At 48.8% G+C, this 13,743-nt stretch carries 14 protein-coding genes; all 14 read left to right on the top strand.

From position 1 onward, the window contains the following. Nucleotides 1-252 precede the first annotated feature (252 nt). On the top strand, nucleotides 253-2,142 hold the full coding sequence (gene mnmG / locus BTA51_RS12145; RefSeq protein WP_094707724.1) for a tRNA uridine-5-carboxymethylaminomethyl(34) synthesis enzyme MnmG: 1,890 nt from the start codon (nucleotides 253-255) through the stop codon (nucleotides 2,140-2,142). Nucleotide 2,143: 1 nt separating this feature from the next. Beyond that, nucleotides 2,144-2,791: a 16S rRNA (guanine(527)-N(7))-methyltransferase RsmG gene (rsmG, locus tag BTA51_RS12140; protein ID WP_094707723.1), complete on the top strand. Its 648-nt coding sequence runs from the start codon at nucleotides 2,144-2,146 to the stop codon at nucleotides 2,789-2,791. 32 nt (nucleotides 2,792-2,823) lie between these two features. After that, nucleotides 2,824-3,615 carry a ParA family protein gene (locus tag BTA51_RS12135; protein WP_094707722.1) on the top strand — a complete coding sequence of 264 codons (792 nt, stop codon included), beginning with the start codon at nucleotides 2,824-2,826 and terminating at the stop codon, nucleotides 3,613-3,615. A 127-nt stretch (nucleotides 3,616-3,742) separates the two neighbouring features. Further along, on the top strand, nucleotides 3,743-4,615 hold the full coding sequence (locus tag BTA51_RS12130) for a ParB/RepB/Spo0J family partition protein (protein WP_094707721.1): 873 nt from the start codon (nucleotides 3,743-3,745) through the stop codon (nucleotides 4,613-4,615). Nucleotides 4,616-5,001: 386 nt separating this feature from the next. Next, a complete protein-coding gene (locus tag BTA51_RS12125) occupies nucleotides 5,002-5,409 on the top strand; it encodes a F0F1 ATP synthase subunit I (protein ID WP_371333185.1) in 408 nt (135 codons plus the stop codon). 56 nt (nucleotides 5,410-5,465) lie between these two features. Then, a complete protein-coding gene (gene atpB, locus BTA51_RS12120; protein WP_094707719.1) occupies nucleotides 5,466-6,290 on the top strand; it encodes a F0F1 ATP synthase subunit A in 825 nt (274 codons plus the stop codon). 79 nt (nucleotides 6,291-6,369) lie between these two features. Continuing rightward, nucleotides 6,370-6,621 (top strand): F0F1 ATP synthase subunit C, encoded by a 252-nt coding sequence (gene atpE / locus BTA51_RS12115; RefSeq protein ID WP_094707718.1) that lies wholly within the window; start codon nucleotides 6,370-6,372, stop codon nucleotides 6,619-6,621. 56 nt (nucleotides 6,622-6,677) lie between these two features. Continuing rightward, entirely contained in the window at nucleotides 6,678-7,148 is a 471-nt protein-coding gene (locus BTA51_RS12110) for a F0F1 ATP synthase subunit B (protein ID WP_210404822.1), read from the top strand. An 11-nt stretch (nucleotides 7,149-7,159) separates the two neighbouring features. Further along, nucleotides 7,160-7,696 (top strand): F0F1 ATP synthase subunit delta, encoded by a 537-nt coding sequence (locus BTA51_RS12105; RefSeq protein ID WP_094707716.1) that lies wholly within the window; start codon nucleotides 7,160-7,162, stop codon nucleotides 7,694-7,696. Between the two features lie 30 nt (nucleotides 7,697-7,726). After that, complete coding sequence (atpA, locus tag BTA51_RS12100) at nucleotides 7,727-9,271, top strand: F0F1 ATP synthase subunit alpha (RefSeq protein WP_094707715.1); 1,545 nt, start codon at nucleotides 7,727-7,729, stop codon at nucleotides 9,269-9,271. A 70-nt stretch (nucleotides 9,272-9,341) separates the two neighbouring features. Next, complete coding sequence (gene atpG, locus BTA51_RS12095; protein WP_094707714.1) at nucleotides 9,342-10,205, top strand: F0F1 ATP synthase subunit gamma; 864 nt, start codon at nucleotides 9,342-9,344, stop codon at nucleotides 10,203-10,205. Between the two features lie 98 nt (nucleotides 10,206-10,303). Beyond that, on the top strand, nucleotides 10,304-11,683 hold the full coding sequence (atpD, locus tag BTA51_RS12090; protein ID WP_094707713.1) for a F0F1 ATP synthase subunit beta: 1,380 nt from the start codon (nucleotides 10,304-10,306) through the stop codon (nucleotides 11,681-11,683). A gap of 46 nt (nucleotides 11,684-11,729) precedes the next feature. Further along, nucleotides 11,730-12,155 (top strand): F0F1 ATP synthase subunit epsilon, encoded by a 426-nt coding sequence (locus BTA51_RS12085; RefSeq protein WP_094707712.1) that lies wholly within the window; start codon nucleotides 11,730-11,732, stop codon nucleotides 12,153-12,155. A gap of 212 nt (nucleotides 12,156-12,367) precedes the next feature. Then, entirely contained in the window at nucleotides 12,368-13,729 is a 1,362-nt protein-coding gene (gene glmU / locus BTA51_RS12080; RefSeq protein WP_094707711.1) for a bifunctional UDP-N-acetylglucosamine diphosphorylase/glucosamine-1-phosphate N-acetyltransferase GlmU, read from the top strand. Nucleotides 13,730-13,743 lie beyond the last annotated feature (14 nt).

Below are 13,743 nucleotides of genomic sequence, written 5' to 3'. Positions count from 1 at the left end.
AAAAACTAGGCTATTTATTCTAAACTTGTCGAAGGTCACATTTTAACCAGATGTCAAGATGAGCCTTTTTATCACTTTGAACAAAAAATAATCATATTTTTTCAAACCAACCTTATTTTTCAGCCCCGGTCATAGTAAAATGCTCGGCCCGTTTTCTGACTGCTACAATCTGACATCTTCAAATAGCCTTTTTGGCGCGTATTTCAGTTAAAGCGGACTTTATATACTTATTTTTTAAGAGGTTATTGGACTGTGGATTATTCCAGGCATTTTGATGTGATCGTCATCGGTGGTGGACATGCCGGCACCGAAGCGGCTTTAGCTGCGGCACGTATGGGCTGTCAAACCCTACTGCTGACCCACAATATCGAAACCCTGGGACAGATGTCCTGTAATCCTGCCATTGGTGGAATCGGTAAAAGTCACCTGGTTAAAGAAGTGGATGCATTGGGTGGCGCCATGGCTCTGGCGACAGACAAAGCAGGTATCCAGTTTCGGATATTGAATGCTCGTAAAGGGCCGGCAGTCCGTGCAACACGAGCACAGGCTGATCGTGCATTGTATAAAGCGGCTATCCGAAGTGTTCTTGAAAATCAGCCTAACCTGAGTATTTTTCAACAGGCGGCAGATGACCTCATCATGGATGGCGATACTGTCACCGGTGTTGTCACCCAGATGGGGCTTAGATTCTTTGCCACATCTGTCGTTTTGACAACCGGGACGTTCCTTGGCGGCATCATCCATATTGGACTACAGAATCATTCCGGCGGTCGGGCCGGAGATCCACCCTCAATCGCGTTGGCCAATCGTCTGCGCGAGATGCCATTTCGGGTTGGACGTTTGAAAACCGGTACCCCTCCCCGGATTGATGCCAAAACTGTGGATTTCTCTGTCATGCAGGCTCAACCTGGGGATTCACCTACTCCTGTTATGTCATTTCTGGGATCTTTGGATATGCATCCACAGCAGGTGCCATGCTATATCACCCGAACCAATACCCAGACCCATGACATTATTCGCAGCGGTATGGACAGGTCCCCAATGTACACCGGAAAAATTGAGGGTGTAGGACCTCGTTACTGTCCTTCGATTGAAGACAAGGTTAATCGCTTTGCGGACAAGGATTCCCATCAGATATTCATTGAGCCGGAAGGTTTGAGTACCCATGAGCTTTATCCTAACGGGATATCCACAAGTCTCCCGTTCGATGTTCAGTTGGACTTGGTGCACTCAATCCCTGGTTTGGAAAATGCGCACATTACCCGTCCTGGATACGCCATCGAGTATGATTACTTCAATCCTCAGGACTTGAAGCACAGCTTGGAAACCAAGTTTGTGCATAATCTGTTCTTCGCAGGTCAGATTAATGGCACCACCGGCTATGAAGAAGCAGCGGCTCAAGGACTATTGGCCGGTATGAATGCGGCTCTTCGGGCACAGGACAAAGAGGTCTGGACACCAAAACGGGATGAAGCATATATCGGCGTGTTGGTGGATGATCTGATTACCATGGGCACCCGCGAGCCTTATCGAATGTTTACCAGTCGTGCGGAATACCGTTTGCTGTTGCGTGAAGACAATGCAGATCTGCGCCTGACCGAAAAAGGCCGCGAACTGGGACTGGTTGATGATGAGCGTTGGACAGCGTTTAGCGAGAAACGTGAAGCGATTACCCGTGAACAACAGCGTCTTAAAAGTACATGGGTGCAGCCTGGTTCCGATAAAGGACAGCAGGCTGAAAAAGTTCTGGGAATGGAGCTGGCACGTGAGTACTCATTGCATGACTTATTGAAGCGGCCTGAGATGGATTGGGCTCGCCTGGGTGAAGTGGACAGTTCGATTAATGAAGTTCCACCGGACGTTGCTGAACAGGTTGAAATTCAGGTCAAATATGCGGGTTACATCGATCGGCAGCAGGATGAGATTGCCCGGATGCGCCGACACGAAAATACAGTATTACCCGCAGATCTGGACTACAGTGTGATTCAGGGTCTATCAAATGAGATTAAACAGAAGCTGTCTGAAGTCAGACCGGAAACTCTGGCTCAGGCTTCCCGAATTCCGGGAGTGACGCCTGCAGCAGTTTCTTTGCTCCTGGTGTATTTGAAAAAGAGAGGCGCTGTGCAGAGGCAAAGTGCCTGATATGGAAAATACTCTAAGAGCATTGCAGAAACAGCAGCTTCAGTCTGGCTTGGGTTCACTTGAGTTAAGCCTGGATGAAAAACAGCAGGAACGCCTGTTGGACTATCTTGAGCTTCTTCATAAATGGAACAAGGCCTATAATTTAACGGCAGTCCGGGATCCGGAATTGCATGTCAGTCGTCATATATTGGATGCTTTGGCGGTGATACCACATATTGAGGGAAAGTATTTTCTGGATGTTGGTACTGGGCCCGGTATTCCTGGTATACCTCTAGCTATTGCCCTGCCGGAAACCCAATGGGTTCTATTGGATAGTAATGGCAAGAAAACCCGATTTTTGACGCAATGCAAGATGTCGCTCGGTTTGTCCAACGTTGAAGTGGTGCAGTCCCGGATTGAACAGTATCGTCCTGCTACAGAGCAGTCCTTTGACGGCATTACTTCACGGGCGTTTGCAACATTGGCTGATATGGTAACGGGTTGCCAGGACTTATTTGGGCCGGAAACCAAGGCCTATGCCCTGAAAGGAGTATCTCCGGTAGAGGAAATTGAAGCGTTGCCGGAAAATTTTATTGTTATTCAAAATCATAGACTGAGTGTTCCGGCTTGTGACGGGGAAAGGCATTTGCTTATCCTTGGTAAAAGTTGAGCAGATTCGGGAACCGACGGGAGAAATTGACTATGGCGCGCACTTTTGCAGTCACCAACCAGAAAGGCGGAGTTGGAAAAACAACCACCTGCGTCAATTTGGCCGCTTCGTTGGCTGCTACCCGTCGTAAAGTTCTACTTATTGATACCGACCCTCAAGGCAATGCCACCATGGGGAGCGGTGTTGATAAAAATGCCTGCGAAAAGACCGTTTATGATCTTTTGACCAAGCGAGCAGAAGCCAAAGAAGTCATCGTGACTTCAGAAGAGGCCGGATACGATGTCATGCCTGCCAATAGTGATGTCACAGCCGCAGAAGTAGAGCTGATGAATGAAATTGGCCGCGAGTACCGCATGCGCAATGCATTGAAATCGGTGCTGGATGATTACGACTATATTTTGATCGACTGTCCCCCCTCCCTGAATATGCTGACAGTGAATGCTCTTGTTGCAGCTGACGGCGTATTGATTCCAATGCAGTGTGAGTATTATGCCCTGGAAGGTTTGGCGGCATTGATGAATACTGTGGAACAAATTCAGGAAACGGTTAACCCGGGCCTGGAAATAGAGGGTTTGCTGCGCACGATGTTTGATCCGCGCAATAGTTTGACCACGGATGTTTCCAGGCAGATCATCGACTACTTCGGTGACAAGGTATACCGCACAATCATTCCACGGAACGTGAGACTAGCTGAAGCCCCATCATATGGAGTACCGGCGTTGAAGTATGATAAATCCTCACGTGGGGCAATTGCATACCTGGCCCTGGCGGGAGAAATCATTCGTAAGAGCAAGACAACCGCTAAAACGACCGTACCCGCCTGACCGGCAATAATAAGAACATCCCCAAACATCCCTGGACTAAACACCGGGATGCGTCAGCAACACATCGGTGTATGTCTCTGGCGATATAAAAGAATAGAAACTACGAAACATTTGGAACTACAACGAAATGAAAAAGAGAGGATTGGGTGATCGCGGACTGAATGCATTGTTAGCCGGTTCAAAGGCTCGCATGCAGGAAGAAGGTTCCGTGTCCCAGGATAAGGTTCTGAAAGAAATGCCTGTGGATATGATCCAGCGTGGTCAATATCAGCCGCGTCGGGATATGGATCCGGAGGCGTTGGAAGAGCTGGCCCAGTCCATCAGGCAACAGGGTGTCATGCAGCCGATTGTGGTGCGTGAGATCAGTAAGAATCGATACGAGATCATCGCAGGCGAGCGTCGTTGGAGAGCCTCCCAGCTTGCCGGGATGGATAAGATCCCGGTCATCATCCGGGATGTTCCCGACGAAGCGGCCATTGCCATGGCTCTGATCGAGAATATCCAACGGGAGAACCTGAACCCGGTTGAGGAAGCTATTGCACTGCAGCGTTTGCAGAGCGAGTTTGAACTAACCCAGTCCCAGGTGGCAGAAGCGGTTGGTAAATCCCGTTCCACAATTACGAATTTGTTGCGGCTCTTATCACTGAAAGATGATGTGAAAACCATGCTGGAGCGTGGTGACATGGAAATGGGTCATGCCAGGGCCTTGTTAACACTGGAACCTGACCTCCAATCTGAGACCGCCCGGGTAATCGTAGGTAAAGGATTGTCTGTTCGCCAAACTGAAGCGTTGGTACGCAGAATTCAAACGGAAAAAGAAAATCCGAAAACTGCTGCCAAAAAGACTGTTGATGCGGATGTTAAGAGATTGCAAGACAAATTGGCTGACAAACTTGGCTCTCCAGTCAAGATTGACTACAACGCCAAGGGAAAGGGAAAACTTGTGATTCAGTACAATTCCCTCGATGAGCTGGATGGAATTTTAGCCCACATTCAGTAATTTTCTCCTCTGGGAAATTGGTTGTGGAATCGAGGATATATCCATATCTGGTGCCAATATTAAAAATTGTCCACAATTTATGCCATAAATAGAAATATCTCCTAAAAAGAAACATTCTTTTCTGGTTGTAAAATAGACAGTTTTACCTATCAGGCAGTTGAATGCGCCCACCCGACACAATATAATCTCCGACGCCTTAAGCTATGGAAGATTTCCTAGCTGCGAGGGCGGGGGTAACTAGGTAGACGTAACTACGTAGTAAAAATAAATAGCAGGCTTTCCTTGCGGGAAAAGTTGGTCCTAAAGTTCTGTGAAGTAATGTCACAGTAACGGAAATATCAAAAAATGGGGATCAACTGAAAGGAAATGCTCGGGACAGAAAACCGTTGGATAGTGCGTTGCACTCACATATAAAGCGGCCGCCGGTTTATCGCGTTGTCATAGCCCAGATGCTGGTGACAGTGATAGCAATGATAGTTGGATGGTCTATAAGCAACGTACACGGTTATTCGGCATTAATGGGTGGTTTGATCTGTGCCCTACCCAATAGCTATTTTGTCTATCGATCCTTCGCCTTTCGGGGAGCTCAGGCTGCCCGGCACATTGTAAAGAATTTCTATAGAGCGGAAGCCGTAAAACTGGGATTGACAGCCTTGCTTTTTGGGTTGGTTTTCAAGTTTGTGCAGCCGCTGGAGCCAGCGAGTTTATTCCTGGCCTTTTTTATTGTGCAGATAGTGCACTGGTTTGCGCCTCTGATCATGGCCGGGACTAAAAGTCCGACGGCTGGCAGCTGATCAAAAGACGTAAATCGTACCGATTTATCAAAAAAATTAAGGTTTGAGATAGTATCATGGCAGCAGGCGAAACCCTTACCGCATCGTCCTATATTCAGCACCACTTACAAAACCTCGTGTTCGGGAAACATCCTGATCATGGTTGGGGTTTTGCACATTCCGCACAAGAAGCCAGCGATATGGGTTTTTGGGCGATTCATGTGGATTCAATGGCCTGGTCCATTGGTCTGGGGGCGCTTTTCCTATGGTTGTTCCGCAAAGCCGCGCTAAAAGCAAGTAGCGGTGTACCCAGCGGACTGCAAAACTTCGTCGAAGTAATGGTGGAGTTTGTGGATAACAGCGTCAAAGAGACCTTCCACGGCAAGAATGTTGTTATCGCACCACTGGCACTCACTATTTTCTGCTGGATATTCCTGATGAACCTGATGGATCTGGTTCCTGTGGATTTCCTTCCGTTTCTCTTTCACGCCGCAGGCGTAAGCTACATGAAAGTCGTTCCCACCACTGACGTGAACGTGACTTTCGGTATGTCTCTTTCCGTTTTCTTCCTGATCATCTACTACAGCGTCAAAATTAAAGGTGTGGGTGGATTCGTTGGCGAATTGACGTTGCAACCGTTTGGTAAATGGATGATTCCTTTCAACCTGTTGTTGGAAGGGGTTGGCATGATCGCCAAGCCGATTTCTCTGGCGCTGCGTCTTTTCGGTAACCTGTACGCAGGCGAGCTGATCTTCATTCTGATTGCGCTATTGCCCTTCTGGGCTCAATGGGCACTGTCGGTACCCTGGGCAATCTTCCACATTCTGGTTATTACACTGCAGGCATTCATTTTCATGATGCTGACCATCGTGTACCTGAGTATGGCGCATGAAGATCACTAAGAAGAAGTAGTTTTACAAAATCAAAATCTTAAATAACTGAAACTAAACCATTAACTTAACTTAAATATTAGGAGTCACAATGGAAACTGTAGTTGGAATGACCGCGATTGCTGTTGCTCTGCTTATCGGTATGGGCGCACTGGGTACTGCGATTGGTTTTGGTCTGCTGGGTGGTAAGTTCCTGGAAGGTGCTGCCCGTCAACCAGAAATGGTCCCCATGCTTCAGGTTAAAATGTTCATCGTTGCAGGTCTGCTCGACGCCGTAACCATGATCGGTGTTGGTATCGCTCTGTTCTTCACGTTCGCTAATCCGTTTGTTAATCAGCTTTAATTAGACCCTGAATAGCAACCAGTCACTTTTAAGACTAATTAGCGAGGGGTGTTAACGTGAACCTTAACCTAACGATGATCGGGCAGGCGATTGCCTTTGCCATCTTCGTCGTGTTCTGCATGAAGTATGTATGGCCTCCGGTCATTCAGGCACTTCGTGAGCGCGAAAAGAAGATTGCAGATGGTTTGCAGGCTGCGGAACGTGCTTCCAAAGATCTGGAGTTGGCGCAGGAAAAAGCCTCTGCCGAACTCAAGGAAGCCAAGCAGCAAGCCCAGGAAATAATTGAACAAGCCAATCGTCGTGCGAATCAGATGGTAGAAGAAGCCAAAGATTCCGCACGTACAGAAGGCGAACGTTTGATTGCTGCAGCGAAAGCTGAAATCGAACAGGAAAAGAACCGCGCCAAGGAAGAGTTGCGTGCCCAGGTGGCAGCGCTGGCTCTGGCTGGAGCGGAGAAAATCCTGGCGACCTCTGTGGATGCACAGGCGCACAGCCAAATGCTAGATAAACTAGCAGCAGAATTATAGGGGTCAGCATTATGGCGGAAAGCATTACATTAGCCCGGCCATATGCCAAAGCTGCTTTTGAATTAGCTCGCGATGCCAACCAATTGAGTGAATGGTCAGAGCAATTGGCTCTTACCGCAGCGTTGGCTGGCGATAAGGATATGGTGAGAGTTCTTGCTCACCCTACCCTGACCAGTGACCAGAAAGCACAGGTCATGATTGACGTGTGCGAAGGCAAACTTTCGGAAGGCCCTCAGAACTTCGTAAAAGTCCTGTCGGAAAACACCCGTTTGGTATTGCTGCCTGAGATCGCTGAATTGTTCGAGCAATTGAAAAGTCAGCAGGAAGCGACGGTGGATGTCACCGTTGAGACAGCTTTCGAACTTAATTCAGAGCAGGAAGAGAAACTTGCTCAATCACTGAAATCAAAATTGTCACGCAATATTAATCTCCAATCCCAGGTTAACTCGGATCTGATTGGTGGTGTCGTTGTGCGTGCCGGTGACATGGTGATTGATGCCTCTGTCCGTGGTCGTCTGGCAAAACTTGCCGAGACAGTCGGTTCCTGATCTAACACAAGGTTTTTGAGGATTAAAGGCATGCAGCAATTGAATCCATCTGAGATCAGCGAAATCATCAAGAAGCGCATTGAAAAGCTCGATATTTCTTCTGAAGCAAAAACAGAAGGTACTATCGTAAGCGTTTCCGACGGTATCGTATTGATCCACGGTCTTGCCGACGTCATGTACGGTGAGATGATTGAATTTGAAGGCGGTGTTTATGGTCTGGCGCTCAACCTTGAGCGTGATTCCGTAGGTGCCGTTGTATTAGGTGACTACAAATCTCTGGCCGAAGGTCAGAAGGTTAAAGTTACCGGTCGTATTCTGGAAGTACCTGTAGGTGAAGCTTTGTTGGGTCGCGTTGTTGACTCACTGGGTAATCCTATCGACGGTAAAGGTGCATTGGATACCAATCTGACCGATCCAATTGAAAAGATCGCTCCTGGGGTTATTGCCCGTCAGTCCGTTGGCCAGCCTCTGCAGACCGGTTATAAATCTGTAGACACCATGGTACCGGTTGGTCGTGGTCAGCGTGAGTTGATCATCGGTGACCGTCAGACGGGTAAAACCGCTCTGGCGATCGACGCCATCATCAACCAGAAAGGTACTGGTGTTAAGTGTATCTACGTTGCTGTTGGTCAGAAGCAGTCTTCTATTGCCAACGTGGTACGCAAGCTGGAAGAACACGGCGCGATGGATCACACCATCGTTGTTGCAGCCGGTGCGGCGGATCCTGCATCCATGCAGTTCCTGGCTCCGTTCTCTGGTTCCACCATGGGTGAATACTTCCGTGACCGCGGTCAGGATGCCCTGATTGTATTCGATGACCTGTCCAAACAGGCTGTTGCATATCGTCAGATCTCCCTGTTGCTGCGTCGTCCACCAGGTCGTGAAGCATACCCAGGTGACGTATTCTATCTGCACTCACGTTTGTTGGAGCGTGCCTCACGGGTTAACGCTGACTACGTAGAGAAATTCACTAATGGTGAAGTGAAAGGGCAGACCGGTTCTCTGACCGCCCTGCCTATCATTGAAACCCAGGCTGGTGACGTTTCTGCATTCGTACCGACCAACGTTATCTCCATTACCGATGGTCAGATCTTCCTGGAAACCAACCTGTTCAACTCCGGTATCCGTCCTGCGATGAACGCAGGTATCTCGGTATCGCGGGTTGGTGGTGCGGCCCAGACCAAGATCATGAAGAAACTTGGTGGTGGTATTCGTCTGGCTCTGGCTCAGTATCGTGAACTGGCAGCATTTGCTCAGTTTGCCTCTGACCTGGACGAAGCAACTCGTAAGCAATTGGAACACGGTCAGCGCGTTACCGAACTGATGAAGCAGAAGCAGTATTCCCCAATGTCCGTTGCGGAAATGGGTATGGTACTGTTCGCTGCGAACGAAGGTTTTATTGACGATGTTCCGGCTAAAGATATTGTGGCGTTTGAAGCGGCACTGTTGTCTTTCGCACGTAGCGAGTTTTCCGATTTGCTGGCCAAGATCAACGAAGCAGGCGATTACAATGATGAAATCGCTGGCGGTTTGAAATCTTGCATTGAGAAATTCAAATCCACTCAAACCTGGTAATCCAGACAGGCCGGTTTTTGCCGGCCTGAATGAACCGGTTTTTGGATGAATTCAATAAAGGCAGAAGAAAATGGCCGTCGGAAAAGAGATTAAAACCCAGATCGCAAGTGTTAAGAGCACGCAGAAAATTACCAGCGCAATGGAACTCGTTGCTGCCAGTAAGATGCGTAAAGCTCAACAACGCATGGCAAAGGGTCGTCCCTATGCCGATCGTATTCGAAGCGTTGTGAGCCATATCGCCACTGCGAACCCGGAATATCGACACCTGTATCTGCAAGAACGTGAAGCGAAGCGAGTCGGCTATATTGTCGTCTCTACCGACCGCGGACTTTGTGGTGGCCTGAACGTCAACGCGTTTCGGGAAACTGCAAGCTCTGTAAAAAAATGGCGTGAGCAAGGTGTGGAAGTTGATTTCTGCGCTGTCGGCAGCAAGGCCATGGCATTTTTCCGTAGCTACGGTGGTAACGTGGTTGCGGCATTGAACCATTTGGGGGATGAACCCTCAGCGGCGAAAATCGTTGGTTCAGTAAAAGTCATGCTGGATGCATATGCCGAAGGCAAAATCGACCGTCTTTACCTGGTACACAACCGCTTTGTAAACACCATGACACAGAAGCCGACTGTGGCTCAGCTGTTACCTCTTCCTCCTTCGGAAGATGATGAAATGCAGCGTCGTCATTGGGATTACATTTACGAGCCGGATGCCAAACAACTACTCGATGGCCTGTTGACCCGTTTTATCGAGTCCCAGGTTTATCAGGCAGTAGTTGAAAACAACGCCTGTGAACAGGCCGCGCGGATGATTGCGATGAAAAGCGCAACTGATAACGCGGGCGAGATTATCGGCGATCTTGAATTGGCATACAACAAAGCTCGTCAGGCAGCTATTACCCAGGAGATTTCTGAAATCGTGGGCGGCGCTGCAGCGGTATAGAGCGCCAACGCTGAAATTTAGGTCGACAGTGTTTCAGACGACCGGTAAACAATCCGGCGTTATGCAGAACAGTTTTAAGATTCAGTGAGGAACTGACAATGAGTAGCGGACAAATAGTGCAAATTATCGGAGCGGTAATCGACGTCGAATTCCCGCGCGATACCGTGCCAAAAGTCTACGACGCTTTGAAAGTGGAAGGTGGGGAAACCACACTGGAAGTCCAGCAACAGCTGGGTGACGGTGTTGTACGTACCATCGCCATGGGTAGTACAGAAGGTCTGCGTCGTGGTCTTCAAGTAGAAAATACCAATGCACCTATTTCTATTCCTGTGGGTACTGAGACCCTGGGACGGATCATGGATGTATTGGGTAACCCAATTGACGAACAGGGCCCTATCGGTGAAAAGGATCGTGCTCCTATCCACCGTGAAGCACCTGGATATGCTGACCAGTCAGCTTCTACCGAGCTGCTGGAAACCGGTATCAAGGTAATCGATCTGGTTTGTCCTTTTGCCAAGGGTGGTAAAGTTGGTCTGTTCGGTGGTGCCGGTGTTGGTAAAACCGTAAACATGATGGAACTTATCAACAACATCGCGAAAGAGCACTCTGGTCTCTCCGTATTCGCCGGTGTTGGTGAGCGGACTCGTGAAGGTAATGACTTCTATTACGAGATGAAAGAGTCCAACGTACTGGACAAGGTAGCGATGGTTTACGGGCAGATGAATGAGCCCCCAGGAAACCGTCTGCGTGTTGCTTTGACCGGTCTGACCATGGCTGAGAAATTCCGTGACGAAGGTCGTGACGTACTGTTGTTCGTTGACAACATCTACCGTTACACCCTGGCTGGTACCGAGGTATCTGCACTGTTGGGTCGTATGCCTTCTGCGGTAGGTTATCAGCCGACTCTGGCTGAGGAAATGGGTGTTCTTCAGGAGCGTATTACTTCTACCCGTACCGGTTCTATCACTTCGGTACAGGCGGTATACGTACCTGCGGATGACTTGACTGACCCATCTCCTGCAACCACGTTCTCTCACTTGGACGCAACTGTTGTATTGAGCCGGGATATCGCTTCTAAAGGTATCTACCCTGCGATCGATCCACTGGATTCTACCAGCCGTCAGCTGGACCCACTGGTTATCGGCCAGGAGCACTATGAAGTGGCTCGTGGTGTGCAGACTGTACTGCAGCGCTATAAAGAGCTGAAAGATATCATCGCGATTCTGGGTATGGACGAACTGTCTGACGAAGACAAGCAAGTTGTATCCCGTGCGCGTAAGATCGAGCGTTTCCTGTCTCAGCCATTCCACGTTGCGGAAGTATTCACCGGTTCTCCCGGTAAGTACGTATCTCTGAAAGACACAATTCGTGGCTTCCAGGGTATCCTGAATGGTGAATACGACGACCTGCCAGAACAAGCGTTCTACATGGTCGGCGGCATCGAAGAAGCGATCGAAAAAGCCAAGAAGTCCAAGTAATATCCGTTAAGGATATTACTTGAGCAAGGCATAGAGGCCTACATATATGGGTATTAGTGTGCATTGCGATATTGTAAGTGCAGAACAGGAAATCTTCTCCGGTCTGGTCGAAATGATCATCGCCGCGGGAAGCGAGGGTGATCTGGGTATTACTCCAGGCCATACTCCTCTCCTGACTGCTCTAAACCCCGGCCCGGTAAGAGTGATCAAACAAGGTGGTGAAGAGGAAGTATTCTTTGTCACCGGCGGCTTCCTGGAAGTTCAGCCAAATATTGTGACCATTCTTTCTGACAGTGCAGAGCGTGCAGCTGATGTTGATGAAGCCGCTGCTATTGAGGCGAAGAAAGAGGCTGAAAAAGCCCTCGCCAACAAAAGCGGTGAATTCGATTATGCTAGTGCTGCAAGCCAGTTGGCTGAAGCTGCTGCCCGTCTGCGGACGATCCAGCAGCTCAAGAAGAAAATTCAGCGCTAAGCCGGTTCCAGATTGCAAAATCCTGAAGGGGAAGCTCCATGCTTCCCCTTTTTTGTTGGTTTCCAGAAAGTCAGCTACATAAAATTCACTCATAAATTAGAGATGAATACTCTGGGATCATCCGAAATTAATAGGAATCATTGCAGTCGAGCCAAATCTGCGAAAACGTTATACTGGCGGTTTTTAACCAGCCCATGTCCATGGAGTCTGATATGAGCTTGCATATCGTTATTCTAGCTGCGGGTCAGGGCACCCGTATGCGTTCTGAGCTTCCTAAGGTGATGCACCGGCTGGCCGGTAAACCTCTGGTTCAGCATGTTATTGATACAGCATCAACCCTTTCCCCCGCAGGCATGCATTTGGTATATGGCCACAAGGGCGAGGTTGTAAAAGAAGGTGTTCAAGGTAGCCACTTGCATTGGGCACATCAGAAAGAACAGCTTGGAACCGGACATGCTGTTGCCCAGGCTCTTCCTGAAATACCGGAAAATAGCCAGGTATTGGTGTTGTATGGTGATGTACCCCTGACATCCAGTGCTACGTTACAGTCATTTTTTCAGTTATCCACAGGCCGGTTGGGGATTCTGACTGTCGAACTGGAAGATGCCACTGGTTATGGGCGGATTGTGCGCAATGATCAGGGCAATGTGGTTGAAATAGTTGAGCAAAAAGACGCCAATGAAGTTCAGCGAAAAATCCGGGAAATCAACACTGGCATCATGTCGATCCCTGCTGGGAAGCTCAAGGAGTGGCTACCAAAACTATCCAATAGTAACGCTCAGGGTGAGTACTACCTGACCGATGTGGTTGCGATGGCGGTAGCGGATGGTACAGAGATAGTTACCAGTGGCCCCGAGTTCCTCCACGAAGTGGAAGGGGTGAATAACCGAATCCAGTTGGCAGCGCTTGAGCGGGCCTATCAACGTCAGATTGCTCATCAACTGATGATCAACGGTGCAACGCTGAGAGATCCGGAGAGAATAGACGTTCGTGGAGAGTTATCCACAGGACAGGATGTGGAAATCGATGTCAATTGCATATTTGAAGGTGAAGTCTCTATAGGTGACCGTGTTTCTATAGGCGCAAATTGCATTATCCGGAATGCGCAAATTGCGGATGACGTGGTGATCGAGGCTAATAGTATTATTGAAGACAGCGTTGTTGGTGAAAGTGCTACGATTGGTCCTTTTGCACGGCTTCGCCCGGGAACCGAACTCGGCCCTAAAGCCAAGATAGGTAACTTTGTGGAAACCAAAAAGGCCAAAATAGGCGAGGGAAGCAAGGTTAACCATTTAAGCTACGTCGGCGATGCCTTCGTAGGGCAGAAAGTAAATGTTGGTGCAGGCACCATTACCTGTAACTATGATGGTGTTAATAAGTTCCAGACGACTATCGGGGACAATGTCTTTGTAGGTTCAAATACCGCCCTGGTAGCGCCTGTTGATATTGCTGAAGGCGCGACCATTGGTGCCGGATCTACGGTTACCAAAAATGTGGATAAAGACCAGTTGGCGATCGCGAGAGGCAAGCAGCGCAATATCGATGGCTGGCAGCGACCTGTGAAAAAATCTTAAACTGTTTTCATTTT

This window comes from Hahella sp. CCB-MM4, from assembly GCF_002260525.1.
In the GTDB taxonomy this organism is placed as follows: domain Bacteria; phylum Pseudomonadota; class Gammaproteobacteria; order Pseudomonadales; family Oleiphilaceae; genus Hahella.
This window is presented reverse-complemented; position numbering and strand designations above follow the sequence as displayed.